Raw genomic sequence first — 25,934 nt, 5'->3', positions numbered from 1 at the left:
AGATCGCCTACAGCGTTGCGGGCCCAGAGCGGTTAGACTCTGACGCGTCCGCGGGCAGGGTATGCCCGTGGCAGGAAGCAGTGACGACTCAAGGAAGAGAGACCCCATGTCCCAGCCCACCGGCCTGCAGTTCACGGCCCGCCTTGGCAGTTTGCCCGACGACACCTTCGCGGTGGTGGATTTCGAGCTGACCGAAGGCCTGTCCCGGCCCTTTGATTTGAAGTTGAACCTCGCCAGCACCTTTGCCGACCTGGCGGTGGCCGATGTGCTGGACCAGGGGGCGGAACTGGTGATCTGGCAGGACGGCCAGGCGATCCGTACCGTGCAGGGGGTGGTCAGCGCCTTCAGCCGGGGCGATACCGGCCACCGGCGCACCCGCTACTGGGTGCAGGTCCAACCGGCCCTGTGGCGGTTGGGCCTGATGCACAACAGCCGCATCTTCCAGCAGCAGACCCCGGAGACCATCCTCGGCACCCTGCTGGACGAGCGGGGCCTGGTGGACAAGACTTTCGACCTCAAGCGCACACCGGCCGAACGGGAATACTGTGTCCAGCACCGGGAGACGGACCTGGCCTTCCTCCAGCGCCTGGCCGCCGAAGAGGGCTGGCACTACCGCTTTGATACCGCCACCGCCGGTCAGCCCATCGTGATCGCCGATCACCACCGGGATGCCCCGGAACTGCCGCAGGCGAGCTACAACGCCACCGCCGGGGGCAGCCATAAGAGCCCCTGCGTGTTCAAGCTCCAGTACACCGAGACCGTCTCGGTGGCCGGGGTGGCGCTGAAGGACTACACCTTCAGGAACCCCGCCTATGCGTTGATGCACCAGGCCCAGGCCGCCGGTATTGAAGAAAACCAACGCACCGACTACGAACACTACGACTACCCCGGCCGGTTCAAGGCCGATGCCGCCGGTCAGCCGTATACCGAGGCACGGCTGGACAGCCTCAGACGGGACGCCAGTGTCGGCCACGGGGCAAGCAACCGGGCGGACTTCACCACCGGGGCCCGGTTCATCCTTGAAGGCCACACCAGCGACAGCCTCAACCGCGACTGGCTGCTGACCGAACTGACCCACACCGGCAAACAGCCCCAGGCGCTGGAAGAGGAAGGCGGCAGTGGGGCCACCACCTACAGCAACACCTTCCAGGCCATTCCCGGGGACAAGACCTGGCGCCCGAAACCGCCCAAGCGCCTGACCATGGACGGCCCGCAGATGGCGATCGTCACCGGTCCGGAAGGTGAAGAGATCCACTGCGATGCCCACGGGCGGGTCAAAGTCCGGTTCCCCTGGGACCGCTACTCGGACAACGACGAACACAGCAGTGCCTGGCTGCGCGTCTCCCAGGGCTGGGCCGGAGGCAGCTATGGGTTCATGGCGATCCCCAGGATTGGCCACGAAGTCATCGTCTCCTTCCTCGATGGCGATCCGGACCAGCCGATCATTACCGGGCGGACCTACCATGCCACCAACACGCCGCCCTATGCGCTGCCGGAGCACAAGACCCGGACCACCCTCAAGACCCAGACCCACAAGGGCGAAGGCAGTAACGAACTGCGCTTCGAGGACGAAGCGGACAAAGAACAGATCTACGTCCATGCCCAGAAGGACCTGGACCTGCTGACCGAGAACGACCGCACCGAGGTCATCCGAAACAACAGCCACCTGACCGTCGACAATGACCGCTACAGCCATATCAAGGCCAACGATCACAGCACTGTGGATGGGGAAAAGCGGGAGAAGGTCGGGAAGGATATGAGCCTGTCGGTCGGTGGAAGCCACCACAGCAAACAGGGCAAGGCGCAATTGGTTGAGGCCGGCAGCGAAATCCACCACAAGGCCGGACTAAAAATCGTCGTCGAAGCCGGCGCCGAAATCACCCTAAAGGCTGGTGGGAGTTTCGTTAAGGTCGACCCAAGCGGGGTAACCGTCTCGGGACCGATGATCAAAATGAACTCCGGGGGATCGCCGGGGAGTGGGACCGGGCAGTCTGCAGCATCGCCGACACTACCACAGAATATAGGCAAGAATGTTCACCAGGCGAACGAATGCGCACACCTCGCGACCGTCGATGTCGGCAACACTGCCGCGCCTGATAAAACACCCTCAATGACGCCGACCACGCCTATTGCTTCTCCGGCAAAAGCATCCAACGTTTTGGCGACGAAATCTCAAACGGCACAAACGGCACAAACGGCACAAACGGCACAAACGGCACAAACGGCACAAACGGCACAAACGATGCTGCAGAGCGCAGGCTCACAACTCAAGGAAGACGAAAAGGACGATAATCAGAAAACTGAAGGCTACGTTCTTTTCTCAATGGTTAGGAAGGACTGAAAGATATGAGCCTGCCGATAGTCAAACAGGACGGCACCGAATACCGGGAGGCGTCAGAGCTCAGCGCGTTACTGGCCTCCGCCGGTGATGATCTATACCTCCTCGCCGGTCAGGCGTGGCATGGTGGCGTTCATATCAGCGAAGACAGTGCGCCCTGGGCAAAAGACATTCACCCCGTTCGCTGTATCGCTGACGGCGAAGTCGTTGCTTATCGAATAATGCCAGATTACCTCACCAGCCAGTTCAAAGGCGAAACCTACCGTTATTCCAACAGTTTCTGTCTAGTCCGCCATTATTTCGAAAATCCTGTATCCCAAGGCGAACAAACGGGGTTCAGCTATTACTCGTTATATATGCACCTTTGCCCCTGGGACGCCTGGCCTTCCGCCAAACGCTACCGCCTGAAAAAGCGCTGGAACGTCCGCAACAGCGTGCCGCATCACGGGGATCCATTGCCTGCGGTTACCCTGCCTGAAGGTGAGATCTTCGAGCCCGTTGAGGGCGAAGCACTTCAGCAAGGCAAGATCGATGGGGTCAGTTATGACTTCATGCGTATCCGCATCCTCTCGGACGGCGCCAGCAATAGTCAGGTGGTCGCTACAAAAGGTAATGACGCCCTATGGATCGCGCAGGACACCGCCTCATTGGAAGAGGTTTCTATCGCACGACCAGCTTGGATCTATGGCGAAGTTGAAGCGGTACTGAAAACAGACATGCATGGGCGCGCCGATCCTAAAACCCAGAAAGGGAAAACAGGTTTTGCCATAGCCGGCGATCCGGCACACTTGGTCCCGGAAGGCACACAAATTCAGTTCGACGCCCACCAGGTCCGGCTTCAGGAAATAGATGGCAAGGCTCGCAGGATGGCACGCTGTATCGTTAAGCCTTCCGGTCGAGCGCAATGGATTTGCGTCGAAGAACAGTATCTGGAGACCATCGAACAAAAGCCGACCAAATTAGGTGAGCTCTACGAACTTCCGTCTCCCGTCTCGATCAAGGCAGGCGATGTCATCGGTTATCTGGGCCTCTACGAAGGCCCTGCAAGTCTTGAGGGCGGCAAGACTGGGAACGCCATGATTCACTTGGAAGTCTTCAGTCCCGACGGGGGCGCAAAAACCATCGCCGAGTCCAAAGGGTGGCAGGAAGACGGTTTCAGGGTTGTCGACGGGAGCGACTGTGACGGCGTACTGGACCCCGAAAACGTTCCGGCCTTCTTCCAGTCGCTCTGTTCAACGGGCGACAATAGCCCCCTTGACGCCGATGCCGTGATGAGCAAACTAACCGCCAAAGCGTCTGACAACGAACGGCACAAGATTGTGGCCAGGCATAACAGCGAATGGTGGACACCGACATCCGAAGCGATGATGGCCCGGTTCAAAGAGATCTACAGCTCTCCGGAAAGCCACGCGCTAATCGATCACGAACTTGAGCGCGTCAGGCAGCTTGGATGGATGGACAAGACCTCCAGCTTGGGTTTTGACGGACCCGATGTATGGCATTTTTATCCATTGGCGTTGCAGGAGAAACAAGCCGCCAACTATAACTTTTCCAACCGACACGAAACCATCAAAACTATAATTAGAGCATGTAGAGCGAACGGCATTAGTATGGACGAACAAATTGCCTACATCCTCGCAACCGTCGAGCGTGAGACAGGCAATACGTTCGAACCAGTTATTGAAGCGTATTGGTTAAGTGAAAAGTATAGAAAGGAAAATTTTTCATACTACCCATACTATGGTCGAGGTTTTGTTCAGATAACCTGGAAGCACAACTACGAAAAATACAGCAAGAAACTTAGCATAGATTTAGTTTCCAACCCTGATCTGGCACTCGAAAACGAGAATTCGCTTTTTATATTGATCGACGGCTTCAAGAACGGCGTATTTACTGGCAAAAAGATCGCCGAATACATTAACTCTCGCTCCATCGATTTCTTTAATGCAAGACGCTGCATAAATGGGTTGGACCATGCTCAAGAAATAGCCGATTCAGCCCGAAGTTATCTAACAAATTTGAGAAATGGCATATATGACTAGATTTACCTTGCTGCTATCGCTGTTACTTTTTCAGGGTTGCGCAATCGCAAAGGAGACCCGGTGTGGATGGTTAGATAACCCTTCTCCTGGAAACTACTGGCTCTCAGACAAAGATGGTACTTGGATCATAGCGCGCCAAGGTGCTGAACAAGCCGAGGGCGTCGAACTGTTGACGCCTCAAAGGGAAACTGATTTCGTTAACATGAATTATGGATATGGCTATTCATGTGCTTGCATTCGCGTTGAAGCCAATCACGACACACAACTGATAGAAAAAATATATAAATACAAACAGCTATCCCTAGAGCAATGCCTAGACGACGACAGTATCAAGAAACGAAATATTAGACTTCGCTCCCCTGGAGAGCGGAATTGAGCAGCTATTATGAAGAAACTATTTGTTGTTGCCATTTTGGCACTGCCTTCTTTGGCTTTCGCCGCAGAGCCAATTTCTGAGTATCGATTCTACGCCACTGACTATAACTTATAGTCCGGCAAAGAAAGATTTGCTGCTTACGTACTAAAATCGGACCCATGCGTGGCAGTCAAAGTGTTCGGAAAAAGTAAAACAAGGTATTGCGAACTAGGGGATTCGAATTTAAATCTAGAAAGAGATTCACCAACCGTCTATGCCACTGATATTACGGTCAATGTAGCCGGGGTGAGATTTATCGCCGCAGCACCTTGGAACGAGCAGGAATGTGCCATTGACGTTTACGATGAAGCAATTACATGTACGGCAACCGGAAAAAACTAGTTTTCGCACTTATAACTTTCTCGCAATCTGTTAACGCCGGCAACTGGGCTATTGATTGCACCACTGGTCTAGGAAAAGTCGATTTCATCGCACACGATAAAGCAACAATGGTCGTTAACAGTAATCAGATCGTGATCTCCTCAACCATCGATCGAAGCGATAGTCGCCTGACCTTCTTCTACGCAGAGCCAGAGGATCTTGGGCGAGGTGGAATGATGCTACCTTGGTCTGACTTTTCTAGAGAAAAGAAAATTGCTTTTGCAAAGCAAGTAGATGGGAACAGGATGTTATTAACCTGGAAAGGCTTTTTCGATACGACAGAAAGAAAGTACATCTGGAGCCAAGACTCCGACTATGTTCTTTATGCGAACAAGCAGGAAGCCTGGCTCACGAATTGTGTCGAAGATTAAATACTCGGCATTCTCGTTTCCACTAATTCACCACTCAGATTGGACAGCCCCATATCGCCAATCCCCGCCTCCGTAGCCGCTCCTATTGCTAACTATTTTACCTTAGTAAGAAATAACCGCTGTCGTTCTGCGAGATGACCTACAGTCATTTGGAACCAGCATGGTTACAGTTTTTGTTATCCCCGCTACAGGACGTAGCGACGACTCAAGGAGGAGTGACTTATGCCCCAGCACGCCAGCCTGAAATCTATAGCCCCCTTTTCCGCCCGTCCAATCCCTTGGGTTGGTGGCGTATGAGCAAATGGACCGCTAGGGGCAGCCGTTAACCACCTTTCTCAACTTCGATGCCCATACAAGTTTTGTCCGCGCATATACAGATGCAAGGACAATCGATGCTGCCAGCTTTTACATACAGCGAGCAGCATTTCCGTGCATTGTTATGATCGATGCATTGAAATTCATGCAGTCCTCGAGCTTCATCCATGGGGGAGGTCTTGGCAATGCGTTGAGTGGTACAACTAAAGGTAAGACGTAATGATCAGATTACTGGACAAGCTTCCTTTAAGAATCCTATCGGCCTTGCTGATTTATTCAGCCTCCTGCGCTGCGAATGCGGCGGTTATCCAGGCAGAGGATTACGATGAGTTCTACGACACGACCCCGGGAAATAGCGGCGATGCCTATCGCGCTGACGACGTCGACATCGAGGGCACGGCGGATGAGGGCGGTGGCCACAATGTGGGCTGGATCGAGGCCTCGGAATGGCTCGCCTTCAACTCGATCACGTTTCCCACAACCGGCACCTATACCATCAGTCTGCGTGTCGCCAGTGCTGATGGCGGCGGCTCGGCCTCGGTTGACCTGAACGCAGGCTCTATCGTTCTGGGTTCCGTGGATATCGATAATACGGGCGGTTGGCAAAACTGGAAGACCGTCTCGTTCGATGTATTCGTCAATGCCGGCACCTACAATCTTGGCGTTTATGCCCAAACCGGTGGCTGGAATCTCAACTGGATCGACGTCTCCGCACACAACAGCGGCGAGGCCATTGCCTCCGTCTACCAACACTGTGACTACAATGGCTGGACGGCTTCGCTGGGAGAAGGCCGGTATGACCTCGGCGCACTGCAAAATCTCGGTTTCGTAAACGATGATGCCTCATCCATCCAGGTGGCTGACGGCTACGAAGCGGTGCTCTATGCGGACGACAACTTCAGCGGCGGGTCCGTATCAGTAACGGGTAACGACAATTGTCTCGTCAACGAGGGCGTCAATGATCGGGTGTCTTCCATCGTTGTCCGTCCTGCCGGCAACAGCGGGCACGGCGACGCGGCCTGGAGTGATGAGTTCGACACTATCAACCTCAACAACTGGTCCTTCGAAGTCGGCGGCGGTGGCTGGGGCAACAACGAGCTCCAGTATTACACCAACGGCAACAACGCATACGTCGAGTACGACGAAAGCGCTGGCAGCAACGTGCTTGTCATCGAGGCGCGGCGCGAAAGCGGTAACGACTGCTGGTACGGCGCCTGTCAGTACACCTCAACCCGTCTGATCTCACGCGACAAGAAGGCATTCGGTTACGGACGTGTGGAGGCGCGTATCAAATTGACGCAAACCCAGGGCGGGTGGCCAGCCTTCTGGATGCTGGGCAGCCAGAATAGATGGCCGGCCTCGGGTGAAATCGACATCATGGAGCACGTGAATAACGAGGGCGCTATCTACGGCACCATGCACTGGGAAGACAACACAGGAACGTTAGCCAGTTACGGCGGCTCCACCAGCGCCGATGCCACCGCTTGGCACACCTACGCTATAGAACGCGATGCCAATGAAATACGCTGGTATCTGGACGGCAACCTATACCATGTCGCCGACATCTCCGGCGGCGTCAATGGAACCAATGAGCTCCACAACGACTTCTATCTGTTGCTGAACTTCGCCGTGGGCGGCGACTGGCCTGGAAGCCCCGACGGAACCAGCTCATTCCCCCAAAGAATGTACGTGGACTACGTGCGCTACTATCAATAGCCCATGGCCGTTAACGGATGCGAAGGCCAACCTGCGTTGGTGGCGCATCTTTAGATAAGGAAATGCCCGGTGTCCGCCGGGCATTTTTTTACGGTGAGTCGTGGTTATGACGAGGAAACACTACCGTGGCTTAAACCGGACTCTCCTGCAGACCAGACAGAACCAACAACAATAAGCTTTTAAAAGGCCTCCGAGTACTGGCCTTTCAGCAACTCCGTGAAGCGCTCACCCTTCGGGGCAAGCGGCCCCCGTATCGATCCAGGCCCGGGTCAGGTTTCCAAAGATCTCCTGCGTGCCCGGCACCGGAATACGCCCTTCGCCAGGGTTCCACCCCCAGCCTACCAGCGTGTCGCTGGCATTGTGCTTCTGCAATTCCTCAAGTGTCTTATGGCTGCGCTCCTGATCCTTGAGCTGCTCACAGATGGAGGCAAGGCTCTTGCCTTCCCAGGCCTGTTCCCGTGGAGCCAGGTGCCAGCGGGGATGGCCGGGAATCGAGCCCTCGCCGCTGCTGAATGCCACGTTTTCCTGGCCATGGCATGTCATGCAGCGCATGCCAGGAGCGCCCATGCCGCCCTGGCCACGGACGACCGGCGGTTCGTGTTTTTGCAGTGCCATACCCTGTAGGGGGCTATCCCCGGCCGGGTGGCAGGCAACGCAGCGGGGGTGGGTCAGGACTTTTCCCATTTCGTTGAACAGCGCGACGGAGCGCTCGCGCTCGTCCTGGATCGACTCAAAGGCTTCCGGCTTCTGTAGCGTCGTGGCCGCATCCGGTTCATTGGCTGCGATGGCCACACCCACACTGAAGGTCACGGTAGCGGCTGCCAACACAGCGCTCACTATGGATAGAGTCAGTCGTTGCACGGGTCGTCTCCTTACGCTGTAAACGGCACAAGCGGTAGCCGGTGAACACTTTTCCCTGTCAGTCGGCGCCAAGCGTTGGCAATGGCCGGCCCTGACGGCGGCGTACCGGGTTCGCCCACACCCGTGGGTGGTTCGGTGGACGGAATCACCGCAACTTCCACCTCGGGCATTTCGTTGATTCGCAGGGAGCGGTAGCGGTCGAAGTTGGCCTGCTCGACCTTACCTTCGTGGTCCAGGGTAATGGCGTCGTAGAGTACCGCACCGATGCCGTAGCCAATCCCGCCCTCCATCTGGGCGCGAATGACATCGGGATTGACCGGTACGCCACAATCCACGGCGCACCAGATACGGTGTACCCGAGGCTCGCCGTTCGCACCTTCGGAAACCTCGGCGATTTGCGCCACGTAGCTGCCAAAGCTCTTGTGCACGGCAACGCCACGGGCACGCCCGTCGGGGACCGAACCCGCGGCCCCGGCAATCTCGGCAGCCTTCTCCAGCACACCGCGGTGTCGAGGATGCTTGTCGCCCAACAACTTGAGCCGCGTCTCGACGGGATCCTTGCCGGACCGTTCGATCAACTCGTCGAGAAAGGTTTCGTTGGCGTAGGCGTTATGGGTGTGCTCAACGGAACGCCACCACAAGGTCGGCACACCATTCTCCATCAGGTGCTGGCCGATGCGCAGGTTGGGAATGCCATAGGGCAGTTCCTTGGACCCTGCCACTGCACTCTCGTCGATGCCGTCCTTGATCATGAAATCCTCGAAGGCGGTTCCCTTCATGAAGGATTGCACGGCAATCTGCTGGTCCCAGGCGACGATATTGCCGTCCTTATCCAGACCACCGCGCAGCTTGTGAACCGCCAGCGGCCGATAGCGGCCGCCCTGGATATCGTTCTCCCGGGTCCACATGAGCTTCACCGGCCGGTCCGAACCCAGCGCCTTCGTCACCTGAGCCGCCTCGCTAGCGAAGTCGCCACCTGGCTGGGCACGCCGACCGAAACTGCCACCCGCATACTCGGTGTATAGCGTGACGTTACTCTGGTCGACCCCGAAGACACCGGCCAGCGCGCCCCTGTCCAGCGTCTGGATTTGCGTTCCCATCCAGGCGGTTACCTTGCCATCGCGGAACTGTACTACCGCATCCAGTGTTTCCATCGGGGCGTGGGCGAGAAAGGGGAAGAAGTATTCGGCTTCGATGATCTGGTCGGCTGACTCCAGGGCGCTCTCCACGTCTCCTTCCTTACGGGCATCCAGACCGGGTTTGGCAGCGGCCTGACTGTATTCCTGCTCCATTTGGATGGTGGAGCGCTTTTCGGCCTTGCCCGCATCCCATTTAACGTCGAGTGCCTTCCGTCCTTTCAGGGCCGCGTAGGTATCTTCTGCGTAGACAGCGACTCCTGCCGGGACCGCTTTGACGTCGATAACGCCCTTCACCTGTCGCGCCTTGCTGTCATCGAGGGACGCCAGGGCTGCGCCGAACTGGGGCGGGTGCAGGATGGTGGCCACGACCATGTTGTCGGGATAAAGATCCAGGGTGAAGTTCTGCTTGCCGTTGGTCTTGTCGCGGGTGTCCAGCTTACGAACCTGGGTGCCGATCAGGTTGAACTGGTCCGGGCTTTTCAGTTTTGGCTCCGCCGGCACTTCAAGCTGCGAAGCCTCAGCGACCAACTCGCCGAAAGAGGCACTCTGGTTACTTGTGCTATGACTGATCGTTCCCTTACTGACGGTAATTTCGCTGGCATCCACGCCCCAGCGATTGGCCGCAGCCTGAACCAGGACTGCGCGTGCAGCGGCGCCGGCCTGTCGCATGGGTTCATAGGAACTGGCCATAGCCGTAGAGCCTCCAGTGCCCTGCAGGCCAAACAGCTTATTAGCGTATTTCTCGGTATTCGCCGGCGCCAGTTCCGCACGCATCTGGTCCCAATCGGCGTCCAGTTCTTCGGCGACCAGAGTCGATAGCCCCGTTACCGGCCCCTGACCAAACTCGATGTGCTTGACGATCACCGTGACGGTACTGTCCTGGTTGATCCGCACGAAGGCATTCGGGGAAAGCGCCGCATCGGAGGCCGCCGCGGTCTGGGCATTCGCCCGCCCTGGAAGATGCACACCTATCATGAGACTGGCGGCAACCGCCGCCGAACCTTTGAGAAAGCCTCGCCGTGTCAGGCCATGGGCCGCTTGGTCTGCTGGATTGGAATCGGCGACCGGATTGACGATGTCGTTACCCTGGTTCATGGATCAACCCTCCAACGTGTCCGCGGCATTGTGGATGGCCTTGCGGATGCGGGCGTAGGTCGCGCACCGGCAGATATTGCCGGCCATCGCCTGGTCGATGTTCTCGTCCGTCGGATTCGGAATCTCCCGCAGCAGGGCCGCCGCCGACATCACCTGGCCGGACTGGCAGAATCCGCATTGGGGCACATCGAGTGCAACCCAGGCATCCTGGACCGCTTGCGCCTCGCGCCCGTCCAATCCTTCAATCGTGGTCACCGTTCCGCCATCAACCTGCGAGACCGGCGTTACGCAGGAACGCCGCGTTAGTCCATTCATGTGAACGGTGCAGGCACCGCACTGGGCAATGCCACAGCCAAACTTGGTGCCGGTGAGCCGGAAATGATCGCGGATCACCCACAGCAGGGGTGTATCCGGATCGACATCCGCCGAAACTTGCTTGCCATTGAGTTCGAAACTGACGGCCATTATTGCCTCCATGCCGTTTCGTCGACGCCAACACCGGAAAGCCGGACATCATGCAGGGCGAGCGAAAACCGCTCGCGCACGAGGGATCGCATCACAACGCCGTTGTGTGCGGGCCGGTGGGGCGCGCTGGTGTGATAGGCCACGATTGGAAATGCAGCCAGGAAAGGACTCTCATCAGACCTTCTTATCGTTTTGGAATCTTTTGCCGACTCCTTGATTACCTAAAGCTAGTCAGGGATTAGGTCCGGCACAACACGAATTCTTGGCTGATCCTGCAAATCACTAGCCCGAATCCCCAGGGGCACCTGCAGTCTCAACCGTCAGGTTGCAGCGCAGGCGCAGACGCCCCATTATTCTTTCGAAACCATAGAGGAGTCCGAACCCGGCATGGCCAGCAGTCCCTCGCCAGAGATCATTCGCCACACCACGCGCCTGATGTGTAACGCCACCGAGGCAATTCTCTGGGGGCCGGCACGGGAGTGGGTCAGGCAGCGCTCGGCCCGCAGCGAACTGAAATGTCGGATCGGCTCGGGACAGGCAACGTATCACCGGTTCGACCCCAACACCCACCAGCACCTCATTACCTTCGGTCAGCGTATGGTGGAAGCCAAGTTTTCGGCGCAGAGCAGCCAGGGCTGGTTGTCGACCCGGGAAATACAGCACAAGGGCTATTTCGACGGGGACGTGTCCACCGCCAACCTGCTGGCCCATACCTGCTGCCATGAGTTCGCCCATTTGCTGCAGAGCATCAGCGGCCAGCGCCGCTATGGCTCCGTGCACAATGCGGCGTTCTACACGATTCTCGATGAGCTGCACGAAAGCGGCGGCGCGGCCGCGGTGAGGTATTTCCTGATGGAGCGGAGTGCACGGTCAGGTATCGAACTGCCCCAGGCCACCATGAACCTCAATGATGTCAGCGAACAATTGCAGGCTTTTTCTGTGGGAGACGCGGTGCGCTTCGGCCGTGATCGGCACCAGCGGGAGGGCGAGATCGTTCGCATCAATCGTCGCACCTGTACCGTCCAGGGCACCGGCCGTTGGCGGGGCGCCCGTTATCGGGTTCCGGTGTCCTTAATGAGTCATCGCTGATACACGACACCAACCATCACTTTCCGGCGGCTTCGAGGTCGTCGATGCGCGCCTGTTCCACTCGCTTCTTTAGTTCAGGCACGCACGAGCCGCAGTTGGTCCCGCATTTCATCGCCGCACCCAGAGCATCGACTGAGTCGGCGCCGTCACGGATCGCGGCATCGATCTGTTTCTCTCCCACCTGGAAACAACTGCAAACGACCGGTCCAATATCCGGTTGTTCCGCATCCCGACCGGCCAGGATGGCGCGGCGCTCGCCGGCGGTCAGTTCGTCGCGGGTAAAGCACTGGGCCAGCCAGGCAAGATCGGGCAACGAGCCGCCGGCCGGCTCGGCAATCAACACGGCGAGCAAACGGCCCTGGTGGAACCGGGCCGCACGATAACGACCGGCCGCTGCGTCGGACATCTCCAGCTGGGGTGTTCCACCCAACCAGCGCGCGGCCCAGTCCGACCAGTCCGCCTCGTCTTTACCCGCCAGCCACCAGCTCTCACAGCCGTCCAACGGAACCTTGGACCACTGATCGGCCTGCCAGAGTCCGGTATGCCCTGGCCGGCACAAAAGACGAGCCTCCCAGCGGGCCTCGAAGGCTTCCAGACGGGCCACGCCGTGTTTGGATTCCGGCTGGCCGGAGACCGGGTCCACGACCGCTGCCATCAGATCGGATGCCAGGGCCTGGGCGGAAAACTGCTGGTTCCAGTGAATCGGGATAAACACTTCGCCTTCGCGCTGTTCCGTCACCGCCTGGATCCGCCCGATAAACTCACCCGCCGGCCCCTGCAGGCGTCCCAACTGCCCGGCATTCAGTCCCCGTTTTTCCAGGTCGTTCGGATGCACGTCGATAAATGGCTCCGCCCGGTGCTGCCACAACCGGGCAGCACGGCCCGTGCGGGTCATGGTGTGCCACTGGTCGCGGATGCGGCCGCTGTTAACGATCATAGGATAGTCGGTGTCCGCTTTTGTCACCGGCGCTTGCGGCTGTATCGCAACAAAACCCGCACGACCATCAGTGGTGGCGAACTGACCGTCATCGAAGATGCGTGTGCGGCCAGAGGGGAACCGGTCGTTGACCGGCCACTGAATCGGTTCCAAAGACTCGTATTGGTCGTTGCTAAGCCCGCTCAAGCCACCCAGATCGAATGGCCGGGCGGTGTTCTCGAAGGCAGACAAGCGCGCATGTTCACGAAAAATATCCGCCGGACAGTTATAATCGAAAGCGTCGCCATAACCCAATTCGCGGGCGACACTACTCATGATCCACCAGTCGGGACGCGCCTCGCCGGCCAGCGGCAGGAAACGTCTCTGCCGGGAAATCCGACGCTCGGAATTGGTCACGGTACCGTCCTTCTCGCCCCAGCCGGCGGCCGGTAACAGGATGTCCGCATAGGCCGCGGTGTCCGTATCCGCAGTGCAGTCGGAGACGATCACGGTCGGGCAGCGCGCAAGGGCTTCGCGCACTCTGGCATTATTCGGCAGACTCACCGCCGGATTGGTCGCCATTATCCAAAGCACCTTGATCTGCCCCCGATGCACCGCATCGAACAGGTCCACCGCCTTGTATCCCGGGCCATTGGCCAAACCCGGCGAGTCCCAGAAATGGGCGACGCGCTCGGCATCGCCGGGGGTTTCATAATTCATGTGCGCCGCGAGCGTGTTGGCCAGGCCGCCTACCTCACGTCCGCCCATGGCGTTGGGCTGACCGGTGATGGAAAAGGGTGAGGCGCCCGGTTTACCCACCCGGCCCGTCGCCAGGTGACAGTTAATGATGGCATTACCCTTGTCGGTACCCGAACTCGACTGATTCACCCCCTGGGAAAAAACCGTAACCGTGCGGGCGGTTTCGGCAAACCAGCGAAAGAATCGCTCGACGTCCGCCACCGCTAAATCGCAGCCCTCGGCGACGGCCTCAAGCGACGGCGCCGAGGCGCCCGCAGCTTCGAGCGCGCCCTGGAAACCGGAACAATGGCGTTCGATGTAGTCCTGGTCCAGCGCGTCATGCGAGGCCAACCAGCTCAGCAATCCGTTGAACAGCAGTGCGTCGGAGCCTGGCTTTAGGCTCAAGTGAATATCCGCCAGCTCGCTGGTTGCGGTCTGACGTGGATCGATCACCACCACCTTGCGTCCGTCCCGTGCGGCGTCCTTCATGCGCTGATAAAGGATCGGATGATTCCACGCAGCATTGCTGCCGACCAGCACCAGCAGATCCGCCAGTTCCAGGTCCTCATAACACCCCGGCACCACGTCGGCACCGAATGCCCGTTTATGCGCGGCCACCGCCGAGGACATACAAAGCCGCGAATTGGTATCGACATGTGGCGTTCCCAGAAAGCCTTTGGCCAACTTGTTGGCGACGTAGTAGTCCTCGGTCAGCAGTTGGCCGGACAGGTAGAAGGCGACGGAATCAGTACCATACCGTGCGATGGAGGCGCGGACAGCGTCGGCAACAGCGCTTATCGCCTGCGACCACGCCACCCGCTGGCGGTTGATCTTCGGGTAGAGCAAGCGCCCGGTCTCGCCGAGCGTCTCATGCAGGCTTGAGCCTTTGACACAAAGGCGACCGAAATTTGCCGGATGCTGCCTGTCGCCAAGTACCGGCGCCCCGTCGCGGGCCTCGACACCGCAGCCCACGCCACAGTAGGGGCAGGTTGTCTTGCACACCTTATTGGGCTTGTCGTTCACACGTGCCTCTCTCGTCCTCGTCCCGGACAATGCCCGGGGTGAAACCGTCTGACCCGGCAGATGCCATAAAAAAAGCCCGAACTCCAGAGCGCAGACCGTAGTCGGCGAGGGGAGATCGGGCTTCGTTGCCGGTTCCTTAGATGTACCGTCCATTGGATAAAGCAATATAAAGGCCAGCCGTAAGTCCGCGGAAACAGGGCCGTGGGCCAACGCCCGCTACGCCAAAACAGTGCATCGCGCCCATTTTTGAACCACGACTGAGCAGTTTTACGGCCTTCACGATGCATGAGTGGACACTGCCATATAATTCAAAAAGTCATCGAATCAGCCAGTTAGCCGACGGCAGCGCGGAGTGGTCAAGTTTTTGCTTTTGCCTTCGGTAGAAACACCGAGGACGTTGCCATGATTGATTTCCAACCCCTAAGAATCCTGTTAATCGACAACGACGCCGATCGTGCTGCGGTTGTGCGTAAGGCTCTGGTCGAAGAAGGCCATGAAGTCATTAGCCAGCGTCCAGATGCTACCGGCCTGACCGCCGCCGTCGCGCGGGACGAACCGGACATGATCATCATCGATATGGACCTGCCGGACCGGGATACGCTGGAGAACATGAGCACGCTGAATGCTCACGCGCCACGCCCGATCGTGTTCTTTGCCCAGGAGCAGAGTGATCGCAACACCATCCAGGCGGCCGTGCGCGCGGGTGTCAGCGCCTATGTGGTGGATGGCATCCAGCCTAAGCGGGTGCGCGGCATTATCGACACTGCGGTGGCCCGTTTCGAGATGTTCCAGTCGCTGCGTACGGAGCTGGAGCAGACACGCACCGCCCTGGAAGAGCGTAAGCTGATCGACCGCGCCAAGGGCCTGATCATGAAACGCGAAGGCTGCAACGAGGATGAGGCCTACCGGGTACTCCAGAAAGCGGCCATGGACCACAGCCAGCGCATCGGCCAGATCGCTGAGCGTGTCATCGCCATGTTCGGCGATAAAGACGCCGAAAAAATAAGACGCGCATCCTGACTGACCTCAGCGAGGACCATCCCAGACCATGACTGACCCGATACCGCTTCGCAGGCATAAGGGTTTCACCGTCCGGTTGGGCTTCGTGCCACTGCTGGACAGCGCGCCCCTGATTATTGCCCGCGAATTGGGCCTGTTCTTTCGCGAAGGCCTGGATGTGGAGCTGGTTCGCGAAGCCTCCTGGGCATCGCTGCGCGATAAGATTTCCTTCGGTCTGCTCGACGGCGCCCATATGCTGGCGCCCATGCCCATGGCCATGTCCCTGGCCACGGACCGCCCCCGCACGCCGATCACCATGGGCATGGTGCTAAGCCGTAACGGCAACGGCATCACGGTGTCGTCGTCACTCTACCCGAAACTGGTGGAGTGCGGCGCCGATCCCAATGATCCGCTGGCCTCTGCAAAAGCGCTGGTGGAAGTCGCCCAGCGCCGCGGCTCACCAATCCAGCTAGCGTCGGTGGCCCCCTGGTCGAGCCATGACCTGCAACTCCGCGACTGGGTCGCAGCCGCGGGACCTGACGCACGCAACCACTTGCAGATTGTCCCTGTGTCTCCAGTGCAGATGGAGGATGCCTTCCGCGCCGGCGCCATCGAAGGCTGCTGTGTGGGCGAGCCCTGGAACAGCCTGCTGGAGTGGCAGGACCTGGGGGTCATCCTTCATGCTGGCCACCAGATCTGGCAGAACTCGCCGGAGAAGGTGTTGGGGATGCGCAAGGACTGGGCCGACCAACATACCGAAATCCACCAGCGCCTGATTCGCGTTTTACTGCGTGCCTGCCAGTGGCTGGATAATCCGGAACATCATGCGGCGCTGCGGGATATCCTTTCTGACGAGCGGTATCTCGGCAATCAGGTCAAGGCCTTGGATGGACACCCCTTCTCGCTGTTCCACCCGCGGCTTCACCAGCACTTCTTCCGGGATAGCGCGAATTTCCCCTGGCTCTCCCAGGCGCATTGGCTGGCCACGCGACTGGCCCGTTGGGGGCAACTGGATGAACCCTCAGCCGCGGACATCCGCGGTATCGTGAAGCCTGCCCTGTTCCGCAAGGCTGCACGCTCGATGGGTATCGATGCGCCTCGCATCGACGCCAAGACTGAAGGTCACCACCGGTTACCTTATGTGCTCGAAGGTGGGGATGGCCCGGTGAATATCTCGGGTGACAGCCTGTTGGGTGAGCATATTCATCATTGGCCGGGTTGATCGGAGTTCCCTGAGGCAACAAATGTAGGTTGGGTTCACCCAAGGGCGTAAAAGCACAGCGTAACTCAACAACCCTTCTGATAAATTCAAACTCTCTTTAACCTCTGAACTCCATGTCGGATTACGCTTTGCTAATCCGACCTATGTTTCAACGCCTCCATTCTCCGCAATACTTTCGCTTTCCTCGCCCGGCCGTGGTGCATTTTTTAGACAACTGACCCATAAAGACTCTCGCTCTTTAGAACCGAAGCCCTCACCAAAAACATAACATCATGTTTTCATTGTTTTATTTTAATTGGCACACCTCCTGCTTTATTCCTAGAGACGATTACGCGTACTGAGGCGCTCGCCCTTTGGCGGACGCCGGACAGTTTTACCCAGACGATACGATCTGCAGGCATTGGCGCCTGTTCCCGGTTTTCCCCGGGGACGGGCGCTTTTTTTTGGCCTGAAAAAAATGAACGACTCAAACCAAGGAGAGACGCATGGCTAGCCGTACCCTGACCGCAACACTGGTAGTAGCGCTTGGCCTGTTCCAGACCGCGACTGCCGGCGCGGAGGAGATTGGGCCACCCGAACAGCCGGATCTGAGGATCGGTTTCATCAAACTGACCGACATGGCCCCGCTGGCCGTCGCGTGGGAGCAGGGCTTCTTTATGGACGAGGGGCTGTTCGTAGAGCTTGAAGCCCAAGCCAACTGGAAAGTGCTGCTTGACCGGGTTATCACCGGTGAACTCGACGGCGCGCACATGCTCGCTGGCCAGCCGCTGGGAGCCACTATAGGTTACGGCACTCAGGCCGATGTGATCACCGCATTCAGCATGGACCTCAACGGCAACGGGATTACGGTGTCCAACGACGTTTGGGAACAGATGGAAGAATACATCCCACAGAATGGCGACGGCCAACCCGAGCATCCCATCAGTGCAGCGGCTCTGAAACCCGTCGTGGAAGCCCAGCGCGATACCGGCCAGCCGTTCAAGATGGGCATGGTGTTCCCCGTGTCCACCCATAACTACGAGCTGCGCTACTGGCTTGCCGCCGGCGGCCTCAACCCCGGCTACTATGCGCCGCACAAGGGCGATACCAGCGGCACCCTACAGGCGGATGTGCAACTGTCCGTCACGCCTCCGCCGCAAATGCCGGCCACGCTGGAGGCCGATACCATCCAGGGTTACTGCGTCGGCGAACCCTGGAACCAGCAGGCAGTTTTCAAGGGGATCGGCGTGCCGGTGATCACCGACTTCGAAATCTGGCCGAACAACCCGGAGAAGGTATTCGGCGTCACGCAGTCCTGGGCTGAAAAGAATCCCAATACCCACCTGCATTTGCTGCGGGCACTCATTCGCGCCGCCCACTGGCTGGACGAGAACAACAATGCAAACCGCGAGGAAGCGGTGAAGATCCTGGCCCGTCCCAATTACGTGGGCGCCGACGAGGAAGTGATCGCCAACTCCATGACCGGCACCTTCGAGTATGAAAAGGGCGACGTGCGCCAGGTGCCGGACTTCAACGTCTTCTTTCGCTACTTCGCCACCTATCCCTACCCATCTGACGCGATCTGGTACCTGTCGCAGATGCGCCGTTGGGGACAGATCGCCGAGCCCAAGCCGGACGACTGGTACATGGACATCGCCAAGCAGGTCTATCGCGCCGATATCTACGAGAAAGCCGCAAAGTCACTGATTGCAGACGGCACCCTTCCTGCAAGTGCTTTTCCTGACTTTGATGCAGAGAACTTCACCCGCCCCCATCAGGGCGAGCTGATCGACGGCGTTGCTTTCGATCCCAAGCAGCCGAACGCCTATATCGACAGTTTCGAGATTGGACTCAAAGGCAAGGAGACCCTGTAACAGGGCCTCGGGAGAACCGACATGAGCACGCTCACCACCTCGAACCCGCTCTTACAGTTAATCCGGCGCCGCTATCCGGATGTGACGGGCAAGGCCCTACTTCAATCCGTGACGCTGCCGGTGCTGGGGATTGCCCTGTTTCTGGTCGCCTGGCAGCTAATTGCTCCACAGATCAACACGTCGCTGGGTAATTTCCCGACCCCGGCCAATGTCTGGGAGCAAGCGGGCGCGCTCTGGCAGGAGCACCAGAACGAACAGGATCGCGCGGCCAAGTTCATAGAAATGCAGGAAACGCGCAATGCCCGCATCCTGGCGGAAAATCCGGATGCCGAGACGAAGATTCGGCCCTATCCGGGCGCCCCGACGTTCTTCGACCAGATCGGAACCAGTCTGGTCACGGTACTCGCCGGTTTTGCACTGGCGACGCTGATCGCCGTACCGCTGGGAATCCTGATCGGACTGAACCGCTACTTCTCCGCCGCGGCCAACCCGATCATCCAGATCTTCAAACCGGTTTCGCCCCTGGCCTGGTTGCCACTGGTCACCATGGTGGTGTCCGCCACCTACGTCAGCGACGACCCGATGTTCGAGAAGGCCTTCATCACCTCGATGATCACCGTCACCCTGTGCAGCCTCTGGCCCACGCTGATCAATACCAGCACCGGCGTGGCGCAGGTGAATCCGGACCTGGTCAACGTGTCGCGGGTGCTGCGCCTGCCTTTCTGGACCCACGCACGCAAGGTGGTGCTGCCGGCAGCGGTGCCGATGATCTTTACCGGTCTGCGGGTGTCGCTGGGCATCGCCTGGATGGTGCTGATCGCCGCAGAGATGCTGGCGCAGAACCCGGGCCTCGGCAAGTTCGTCTGGGATGAGTTCCAGAACGGGAGCAGCGACTCACTGAGTCGAATCATGGTGGCCGTACTGACCATCGGCTTCATCGGCTACGTGCTCGACCGGGTCATGCTGGTGATCCAGAAGAAAGTCGCCTGGGATGAATAACGCGCACCGACGCGAGGAGAACGATTATGACCAAAGCACATCTCGAGCTTACCGGCGTCAGCATGGCGTTCGATACCCCGCAGGGGCCGTTCCAGGCGCTGGATACGATCAACCTGAAAATCCGCAAGGGTGAATTCGTTTCACTGATCGGACACTCCGGCTGCGGCAAGTCCACGGTGCTGAATATAGTCGCCGGGTTGCTACAAGCCTCCCGGGGCGGCTGTGTCCTGGATGGCCATGAGGTCAATACGCCCGGGCCGGAACGGGCTGTGGTGTTTCAAAACCACGCGCTGATGCCCTGGCTGACGGTCTATGAAAACGTCGAACTGGCGGTACGCCAGGTCTTCCGTAAGACCATGTCCAAAGCCGAACGCAGGGACTGGATCATCCACAACCTGGAACTGGTGAACATGGCCCACGCCAGGGACAAGCGCCCCGGGGAAATTTCCGGCGGTATGGCCCAGCGAGTCGGCATCGCCCGGGCGTTATCCATGCGACCCAGCGTGCTTTTAATGGATGAGCCATTCGGCGCGCTGGATGCCCTGACCCGGGCTCACTTGCAGGACGCGCTGATGGAGATCCAGCAGGACCTGAACAGCACCGTAATCATGATCACCCACGATGTAGATGAGGCCGTATTGCTGTCCGATCGCATCGTAATGATGACCAACGGTCCCGCCGCGACGATTGGCGAGGAGCTGAACATCGAACTGCCGCGTCCCCGCAACCGGGTCACCCTGGCGGACGACGATGCCTACGTGCATTACCGCCAGGCCGTGTTGCGTTTCCTCTACGAGAAGCAGCGCTTCCCCGGCAAGGAAAAGAATGCCGACAAGTCGAAGGCCGCTGCACCGAAACCCGCGGCGGAGACGTCAACTGGAACGCTGCAGCCGAGCGAAGAATCGTCTGCGAAGGTTGTGGCCGCCCCGTCCGCAAAAACCGGAAAAGCCGTCGCCAGTGTCGAGCACAGCTGAACACTTTTAGTGCGTTTTACCCCCGTCACGAACCACGGATGGGCGATTTCCCACTCGGTATTTTTTGCACTATTTCGCCATATCGCTGATTTAAAAGGGTATTCATGACTGGCACGGTTATCGCAAAGGTATAGACAGGACGACTTGCCCGATCACGGACTGATCGGACCATCAAACATCGTTGTTGGCACTGATGCCGGACCATCGCTCCCATTACGGGATAGATGCTCCGGCTTTTTTTGTTCCTGCGACACGACTTTTTGCAACGCAGCTGGTTTTTACAACGCCAAGGCGTTTGCGAACCAAGAGGCAAGGCATGCGAGAGCGGACATTACTGGTGGTTGGACACGGCATGGTTGCCCAGCGCCTGTTGGAGCGACTGGTGGCCCGTGACGACCATCCCTACACACGGATCGAAGTGCTGAGCGCGGAGGCTGTGCCGGCCTACAACCGCGTGTTGCTGTCGTCCGTGTTGGCCGGGGAAGCCAGCCTAGACGCCATCACGCTGCAGCCGCGAGGCTGGTTCGATGCCCAAAACATTCGCCTGCACGCCGAAACGCCGGTTACCGCCGTAGACCCGCAACGGCGGATCGTCTCAGCGCGCGGGCAAGACTTCAGCTACGACGATCTGGTGATTGCCACTGGCGCACGCCCGGCCCCCCTGAAACTCGCCGGTGAGGATCTGGACGGCGTCTTCACCTTCCGCGATGTACGGGACACCGAAAAACTGCTGGCGATGAGCCAACTGCATCGACGGGCTGTAGTCATCGGCGGCGGTTTTCTGGGATTGGAGGCGGCCGAAGGATTGCGTCAGCAGGGCATGACGGTCACGGTCATTCACCGCAGTTCGCACCTGCTCAATCGCCAACTGGATGCCACCGCCGGCAGACTTCTCGAGGAGGCGCTGGAGGCCCGGGGCATTCACAGCATTACCGGCGAGACGCCGCGCGGCATCGTCGGTCAGCGTCGGGTCCGTGCGGTCGAGTTGTCGGATGAGACCCTGATTAGCACCGACCTGGTGGTACTCGCTGCCGGCATCACCCCCAACGCCGACCTTGCCCGCGACGCTGGCATTGCTTGCAAGCGCGGCATCCAGGTGGATCGCCAACTCAGGACCAGCCTGCCCAACATTTACGCCCTGGGCGAATGCTGCCAGCTCGGCGAACAGACCTTCGGCCTGGTGGAACCGGGCTACCAGCAGGCGGATGTCCTGGCCCGGGCCCTTTGCGGTGAGACCGCCACGTTCGAGCCCTCACAGGTCGCCACGCGCCTGAAGATCAGCGGTATTCCGATCTTCTCCTGCGGCCAGGCTAAACCCGGCCCGGACACTGAATCCGTTATCTGGCAGGACCATGAATCCGCCCGTTACTGCCATCTATTGCTCAGGGACAACCGTCTGGCCGGCGCCGTGCTGTTCGGCGAGACCCAGGACGGCCCCTGGTACTTCGACCAACTCCAGCAACAGCGGGACCTGTCAGCCCACCGCCAACAACTCGCGTTTGGTGCCGCCTACTGCGACGCCTGATCGAATCGAAAGAGAGAGACAGACCATGGCTAAGAAAACGTTGATCGTGATTGGGAATGGCATGGTTGGCCATCACTTTCTCGAACAGTTTGCGGATACGCCCGCGGCGGCCGACTACGACATCCACGTGTTTGGCGAAGAGCCCCTGATCGCCTATGACCGGGTGCATCTGTCCGAGTATTTCGGGGGCTCCACCCATACAGACCTTGCCCTCGGCACCGCCGAGGACTATGCAGCCAAGAACCTGCATCTGCACCTGGACGAACAGGTCACCGCCATCGACCGCGACCTGCGCCGGGTGCACACGCCCAAGGGCGAATACGAGTACGACGCTGTGGTGTTGGCTACCGGTTCCTACCCGTTCGTGCCGCCCATCGAGGGCAACGACCAGGAACACTGCCTGGTCTACCGCACCCTGGCGGATCTCGACTCGATTCGTGCCAGCGCAGAAGGCGTCAAGACAGGCGTGGTGGTCGGCGGCGGCCTGTTGGGTCTGGAAGCGGCCAATGCGCTGAAGAGTCTGGGCCTGGAAGCCCATGTGGTGGAATTCGCCCCGCGCCTGATGCCGGTCCAGTTGGACGCCGACGGCGGCGCCCTGCTCAAGCGCAAGATCGAAGAGCTGGGCGTCAAGGTACACACCGAGAAGGCTACCAAGGCCATCGTGCCTGGCGAAGAAGCACGCCTGCGCATGAACTTCGCAGACGATTCCCACCTGGAGACAGACCTGATCGTCTTTTCCGCCGGTATTCGTCCCCAGGATACCCTGGCCCGCGCCAGCGGTCTGGAGATCGGCGAGCGCGGCGGCATCATCATCGATGACCAATGCACCACCTCCGATCCCCAGATTTTCGCCATCGGCGAATGCGCCCTGTGGGACAACCGGATCTTCGGCCTGGTGGCCCCGGGCTACACCATGGCCCGCACCCTGGCCGCACGTCTGAACCAGGATAGCGAAGCCTCGTTCGCCGGCGCCGATATGAGCACCAAGCTCAAGTTGCTGGGCGTGGACGTGGGCTCGATCGGCGATGCCCATGCGTCGACGCCGGGCGCCCGCAATATCCGTTTCAACGACGAACAGGCCGGCACCTACGGCCGCCTGGTGATCAGCGAGGACGGCAAGAAGCTGCTGGGCGCGATCCTGGTCGGCGACAACGGACCCTATGATACGCTGCTGCAGTATGCGCTGAACGGCATCGACCTGCCCAAGCATCCGGAAACGCTGATACTGCCGGAGTCCGAAGGTGGCGCCCCGGCCCTGGGTCCGGATGCCCTGCCGGAGACGGCCTCGATCTGCTCCTGCCACAACGTCAGCAAGGGCGACATCTGCAATGCCATCGATGCCGGCTGCAGCGATCTCGGTGCTGTGAAAGGCGAAACCAAGGCCAGCACTGGCTGCGGGGGTTGCGCGGCGCTGCTCAAGAGCGTGGTGGATGTGGAGCTGGGAAAACGCGGCGTGGAAGTCAGCAAAGACATCTGCGAGCACTTCCCCTACAGCCGCCAGGAGCTGTTCCACCTGGTGAAGGTGAATGGCATCCGCACCTTCCATTCGCTGATCGAGCAACACGGTAAAGGTCGCGGCTGCGATATCTGCAAACCGGCGGTCGCCTCTATCCTGGCCACCTGCTGGAACGAGCACATCATGGCCAAGGAGCATGTGCCGCTGCAGGACACCAACGACACCTTCATGGCCAACATGCAGAAGAACGGCACCTACTCCATCGTGCCGCGTATCCCGGGCGGCGAGATCACTCCCGAAAAACTGATCGTGCTGGGTGAAGTAGCCAAGGAATACAACCTCTACACCAAGATCACCGGCGGCCAGCGGGTCGACCTGTTCGGTGCGACCCTGAGCGAGTTACCGGAGATCTGGGAAAAACTGATCGCCGCCGGCTTCGAGACCGGTCATGCCTACGGCAAATCGGTGCGCACCGTGAAATCCTGCGTTGGCAGCACGTGGTGCCGCTACGGCGTGCAGGACAGTGTGGGCATGGCAATCCGCCTCGAGGAGCGCTACAAGGGCTTGCGCTCGCCCCATAAGCTCAAATTCGCGGTATCCGGCTGTACCCGCGAGTGCGCCGAAGCCCAGAGCAAGGACATCGGCGTGATCGCGACCGAGAACGGCTGGAATCTCTATGTCTGCGGTAATGGCGGCATGCGTCCGCGCCACGCGGACCTGTTCGCCACCGACCTGTCGGACGAAGAGCTGGTCAGCACCATCGACCGGGTCCTGATGTTCTATGTGCGCACGGCCGATCGCCTGCAGCGTACCAGCGTCTGGCTGGAAAACCTCGACGGCGGCCTGGACTACCTCAAGGAGGTGATCCTGGAAGACAGCCTGGGGCTCGGCGAGGAACTCGAGGCCCACATGCAGGACATCGTTGGCACCTATCAGTGTGAATGGAAAACCACAGTGGAAGACCCGGAAAAACGCAAACGCTTCCGCGAATTCGTCAACGCACCGGAGAAAAAGGACCCGGTGCAGCACTGGACCACAGAACGCGACCAGCGCCGTCCGGCTAATGAAATCAAGGTGGAGATGGTCTGACCTTAATTAGGTTCAGGGCCAGGCCCGTCCCCCCAATCAAGCACGCGAGGATAACGACCATGTCTGAGACAAAATGGATGCAAGTCGGTAAACGCGAGGATCTGATCCCCGAATCCGGCATCGCGGTCTGGACGCCGGACGGGCCCGTCGCCGTTTTCTACCTGCCCGGCGAGAAACCAGAGCTCTACGCCATTGGTCACTATTGTCCGCTGGGCAAGGCCAACGTCCTGGCCCGCGGCATTGTCGGCGACCTGAAGGGCGAACTGGTGGTGGCGTCACCGCTGTACAAACAGCACTACAGCCTGACCAGTGGGCAGTGCCAGGAAGACGAAGCCGTCAAAGTACCCGTCTATGATGTCCGCCTGAATGGCGAGATGCTGGAGCTGGCTGTGCCGGTGACGGCTAAAGAGGGCTGTGCTGCCTGAAGCCGGCCGGACGGTGTCTCACTTTCGGAGCACCTGATCGGTCTATCGACGACCGAGCCTATCAGCATGCCATTTTTGTTTCCGTAGTGAACTCCCATGACAGCCGTTAGGATGGAAGCGCGGCTTGGATGCTGGAGCCGCGCTTAATGCCAATGACAACTTAAAGGGACGTTCGTTATGCCACAGAAAACCCTCTACTCTGCCAAGGTCAATGCCGGCGATGGATTCGACTCGCCGGCGCCACTCGCTGACATTTCCGGCTGGACGGTTTCCAAGATGGGTCAGACGGAAATCTATAAGATCACGCACAACCTCGGCTTGTCAGACCCTGAGCGCGACCTGCACGTCGTCGCGACGTCAATGTCGGCGGGTGTGGATGTCATCGTTTCTTCCCTGGATGAAAATAGCTTTACCTGTTCCGCCTGGGGTGCAGAGACCACGCCTACCCAGACGGATTTCATGTTTGTAGCGGTTCATAACACATAGCA

Annotated in this window: 19 protein-coding genes; 15 read left to right on the top strand and 4 right to left on the bottom strand. The window is 59.1% G+C overall.

Features of this window, described 5'->3' with window-relative positions; genetic code table 11:
- The first annotated feature begins 106 nt into the window (after window positions 1–106).
- From RE428_RS01455 to RE428_RS01440, 5 genes are all read left to right on the top strand, one after another.
- Complete coding sequence (locus tag RE428_RS01455; RefSeq protein ID WP_338381160.1) at window positions 107–2,341, top strand: type VI secretion system Vgr family protein; 2,235 nt, start codon at window positions 107–109, stop codon at window positions 2,339–2,341.
- Between the two features lie 5 nt (window positions 2,342–2,346).
- On the top strand, window positions 2,347–4,380 hold the full coding sequence (locus RE428_RS01450; protein ID WP_004579321.1) for a hypothetical protein: 2,034 nt from the start codon (window positions 2,347–2,349) through the stop codon (window positions 4,378–4,380).
- Window positions 4,364–4,756, top strand: coding sequence for a DUF4087 domain-containing protein (locus tag RE428_RS24395; protein ID WP_421930569.1), 393 nt, complete (start codon window positions 4,364–4,366; stop codon window positions 4,754–4,756). Before RE428_RS01450 ends, RE428_RS24395 begins: the two co-directional genes overlap by 17 nt.
- A 356-nt stretch (window positions 4,757–5,112) precedes the next feature.
- Window positions 5,113–5,547: a hypothetical protein gene (locus tag RE428_RS01445; RefSeq protein ID WP_004579323.1), complete on the top strand. Its 435-nt coding sequence runs from the start codon at window positions 5,113–5,115 to the stop codon at window positions 5,545–5,547.
- Between the two features lie 534 nt (window positions 5,548–6,081).
- Window positions 6,082–7,578: a carbohydrate-binding protein gene (locus RE428_RS01440; RefSeq protein WP_004579324.1), complete on the top strand. Its 1,497-nt coding sequence runs from the start codon at window positions 6,082–6,084 to the stop codon at window positions 7,576–7,578.
- Window positions 7,579–7,803: 225 nt separating this feature from the next.
- On the opposite strand, the gene RE428_RS01435 is transcribed toward RE428_RS01440, so the two are convergent.
- From RE428_RS01435 to RE428_RS01425, 3 genes are read right to left on the bottom strand one after another with little or no spacing between them, the layout of a single operon-like run.
- Window positions 7,804–8,439, bottom strand: a complete 636-nt coding sequence (locus RE428_RS01435) for a hypothetical protein (RefSeq protein WP_004579325.1) — start codon at window positions 8,437–8,439, stop codon at window positions 7,804–7,806.
- Window positions 8,440–8,450: 11 nt separating this feature from the next.
- Window positions 8,451–10,673 carry a xanthine dehydrogenase family protein molybdopterin-binding subunit gene (locus tag RE428_RS01430; protein WP_004579326.1) on the bottom strand — a complete coding sequence of 741 codons (2,223 nt, stop codon included), beginning with the start codon at window positions 10,671–10,673 and terminating at the stop codon, window positions 8,451–8,453.
- Between the two features lie 3 nt (window positions 10,674–10,676).
- Window positions 10,677–11,138 carry a (2Fe-2S)-binding protein gene (locus RE428_RS01425; RefSeq protein ID WP_004579327.1) on the bottom strand — a complete coding sequence of 154 codons (462 nt, stop codon included), beginning with the start codon at window positions 11,136–11,138 and terminating at the stop codon, window positions 10,677–10,679.
- A 387-nt stretch (window positions 11,139–11,525) separates the two neighbouring features.
- On the opposite strand from RE428_RS01425, the gene RE428_RS01420 reads away from it, so the two are divergent.
- The gene (locus tag RE428_RS01420) at window positions 11,526–12,227 is read left to right on the top strand and encodes a hypothetical protein (protein WP_004579328.1); all 702 of its coding nucleotides are present in this window, start codon (window positions 11,526–11,528) and stop codon (window positions 12,225–12,227) included.
- A gap of 16 nt (window positions 12,228–12,243) precedes the next feature.
- Here the strand turns inward: RE428_RS01420 and RE428_RS01415 are convergent, their stop codons facing one another.
- The gene (locus tag RE428_RS01415) at window positions 12,244–14,904 is read right to left on the bottom strand and encodes a nitrate reductase (RefSeq protein WP_004579329.1); all 2,661 of its coding nucleotides are present in this window, start codon (window positions 14,902–14,904) and stop codon (window positions 12,244–12,246) included.
- Window positions 14,905–15,306: 402 nt separating this feature from the next.
- Here RE428_RS01415 and RE428_RS01410 point away from each other — a divergent pair, with 402 nt between their 5' ends.
- The 9 genes from RE428_RS01410 (at window position 15,307) to RE428_RS01370 (ending at window position 25,932) form a co-directional block, all read left to right on the top strand.
- Window positions 15,307–15,924: an ANTAR domain-containing response regulator gene (locus RE428_RS01410; RefSeq protein WP_004579330.1), complete on the top strand. Its 618-nt coding sequence runs from the start codon at window positions 15,307–15,309 to the stop codon at window positions 15,922–15,924.
- Between the two features lie 28 nt (window positions 15,925–15,952).
- Window positions 15,953–17,125: an ABC transporter substrate-binding protein gene (locus RE428_RS01405; protein ID WP_004579331.1), complete on the top strand. Its 1,173-nt coding sequence runs from the start codon at window positions 15,953–15,955 to the stop codon at window positions 17,123–17,125.
- 485 nt (window positions 17,126–17,610) lie between these two features.
- Window positions 17,611–18,978, top strand: a complete 1,368-nt coding sequence (locus RE428_RS01400; RefSeq protein ID WP_004579332.1) for a CmpA/NrtA family ABC transporter substrate-binding protein — start codon at window positions 17,611–17,613, stop codon at window positions 18,976–18,978.
- 21 nt (window positions 18,979–18,999) lie between these two features.
- The gene (locus RE428_RS01395) at window positions 19,000–19,977 is read left to right on the top strand and encodes an ABC transporter permease (RefSeq protein WP_004579333.1); all 978 of its coding nucleotides are present in this window, start codon (window positions 19,000–19,002) and stop codon (window positions 19,975–19,977) included.
- Between the two features lie 26 nt (window positions 19,978–20,003).
- On the top strand, window positions 20,004–20,951 hold the full coding sequence (locus RE428_RS01390; protein WP_004579334.1) for an ABC transporter ATP-binding protein: 948 nt from the start codon (window positions 20,004–20,006) through the stop codon (window positions 20,949–20,951).
- A 316-nt stretch (window positions 20,952–21,267) separates the two neighbouring features.
- Window positions 21,268–22,476, top strand: coding sequence for an NAD(P)/FAD-dependent oxidoreductase (locus RE428_RS01385; RefSeq protein ID WP_004579335.1), 1,209 nt, complete (start codon window positions 21,268–21,270; stop codon window positions 22,474–22,476).
- 25 nt (window positions 22,477–22,501) lie between these two features.
- Window positions 22,502–25,021 carry a nitrite reductase large subunit NirB gene (nirB, locus tag RE428_RS01380; RefSeq protein ID WP_004579336.1) on the top strand — a complete coding sequence of 840 codons (2,520 nt, stop codon included), beginning with the start codon at window positions 22,502–22,504 and terminating at the stop codon, window positions 25,019–25,021.
- A gap of 59 nt (window positions 25,022–25,080) precedes the next feature.
- The gene (nirD, locus tag RE428_RS01375) at window positions 25,081–25,446 is read left to right on the top strand and encodes a nitrite reductase small subunit NirD (RefSeq protein ID WP_004579337.1); all 366 of its coding nucleotides are present in this window, start codon (window positions 25,081–25,083) and stop codon (window positions 25,444–25,446) included.
- A 177-nt stretch (window positions 25,447–25,623) separates the two neighbouring features.
- A complete protein-coding gene (locus RE428_RS01370) occupies window positions 25,624–25,932 on the top strand; it encodes a hypothetical protein (RefSeq protein WP_004579338.1) in 309 nt (102 codons plus the stop codon).
- Window positions 25,933–25,934 lie beyond the last annotated feature (2 nt).

The organism is Marinobacter nanhaiticus D15-8W (assembly GCF_036511935.1).
GTDB classification, from domain to species: Bacteria; Pseudomonadota; Gammaproteobacteria; order Pseudomonadales; family Oleiphilaceae; genus Marinobacter_A; species Marinobacter_A nanhaiticus.
Note: the sequence above shows the minus strand (reverse complement) of the source record. Positions and strands in the feature narration are given on the sequence as shown.

Coding starts and splice junctions, on each gene's coding strand:
- RE428_RS01455 (WP_338381160.1), top strand. CDS start 107: ATGTCCCAGCCCACCGGCCTGCAGTTCACGGCCCGCCTTGGCAGTTTG.
- RE428_RS01450 (WP_004579321.1), top strand. CDS start 2,347: ATGAGCCTGCCGATAGTCAAACAGGACGGCACCGAATACCGGGAGGCG.
- RE428_RS24395 (WP_421930569.1), top strand. CDS start 4,364: ATGGCATATATGACTAGATTTACCTTGCTGCTATCGCTGTTACTTTTT.
- RE428_RS01445 (WP_004579323.1), top strand. CDS start 5,113: ATGTACGGCAACCGGAAAAAACTAGTTTTCGCACTTATAACTTTCTCG.
- RE428_RS01440 (WP_004579324.1), top strand. CDS start 6,082: ATGATCAGATTACTGGACAAGCTTCCTTTAAGAATCCTATCGGCCTTG.
- RE428_RS01430 (WP_004579326.1), bottom strand. CDS start 10,673: ATGAACCAGGGTAACGACATCGTCAATCCGGTCGCCGATTCCAATCCA.
- RE428_RS01425 (WP_004579327.1), bottom strand. CDS start 11,138: ATGGCCGTCAGTTTCGAACTCAATGGCAAGCAAGTTTCGGCGGATGTC.
- RE428_RS01420 (WP_004579328.1), top strand. CDS start 11,526: ATGGCCAGCAGTCCCTCGCCAGAGATCATTCGCCACACCACGCGCCTG.
- RE428_RS01410 (WP_004579330.1), top strand. CDS start 15,307: ATGATTGATTTCCAACCCCTAAGAATCCTGTTAATCGACAACGACGCC.
- RE428_RS01405 (WP_004579331.1), top strand. CDS start 15,953: ATGACTGACCCGATACCGCTTCGCAGGCATAAGGGTTTCACCGTCCGG.
- RE428_RS01400 (WP_004579332.1), top strand. CDS start 17,611: ATGGCTAGCCGTACCCTGACCGCAACACTGGTAGTAGCGCTTGGCCTG.
- RE428_RS01395 (WP_004579333.1), top strand. CDS start 19,000: ATGAGCACGCTCACCACCTCGAACCCGCTCTTACAGTTAATCCGGCGC.
- RE428_RS01390 (WP_004579334.1), top strand. CDS start 20,004: ATGACCAAAGCACATCTCGAGCTTACCGGCGTCAGCATGGCGTTCGAT.
- RE428_RS01385 (WP_004579335.1), top strand. CDS start 21,268: ATGCGAGAGCGGACATTACTGGTGGTTGGACACGGCATGGTTGCCCAG.
- nirB (WP_004579336.1), top strand. CDS start 22,502: ATGGCTAAGAAAACGTTGATCGTGATTGGGAATGGCATGGTTGGCCAT.
- nirD (WP_004579337.1), top strand. CDS start 25,081: ATGTCTGAGACAAAATGGATGCAAGTCGGTAAACGCGAGGATCTGATC.
- RE428_RS01370 (WP_004579338.1), top strand. CDS start 25,624: ATGCCACAGAAAACCCTCTACTCTGCCAAGGTCAATGCCGGCGATGGA.